Origin of the sequence: Bacillus cereus group sp. BfR-BA-01379 (assembly GCF_022663605.1) — a bacterium.
Taxonomy (GTDB): Bacteria; Bacillota; Bacilli; order Bacillales; family Bacillaceae_G; genus Bacillus_A; species Bacillus_A mobilis.
Window position 1 is genome coordinate 1 of the sequence record NZ_JAKUFT010000259.1, and the last position, 271, is coordinate 271.

Here is a 271-nt window from a genome sequence, read left to right on the forward strand (position 1 = left end):
CCGCCTGTCGGTTTTCAAGACCGATCCCTTCAGCCGAACTTGGGTATACCTCCGAGACATATAATAAATAAAGTGGAGCCTAGCGGGATCGAACCGCTGACCTCCTGCGTGCAAGGCAGGCGCTCTCCCAGCTGAGCTAAGGCCCCATGTTTTTGGGAATATCGGGAAGACAGGATTTGAACCTGCGACCCCCTGGTCCCAAACCAGGTGCTCTACCAAGCTGAGCCACTTCCCGTTAATAAAAGCGCGCCCGAGAGGAGTCGAACCCCTA

General features: G+C 55.4%; 2 tRNA genes. Both read right to left on the minus strand.

Going from position 1 to position 271, the window contains the following annotated elements:
- Positions 1-73: 73 nt before the first annotated feature.
- Positions 74-146 (minus strand) — tRNA-Ala (locus MR113_RS27740).
- Between the two features lie 15 nt (positions 147-161).
- A tRNA-Pro gene (locus MR113_RS27745) sits at positions 162-235 on the minus strand.
- Positions 236-271: the final 36 nt, after the last annotated feature.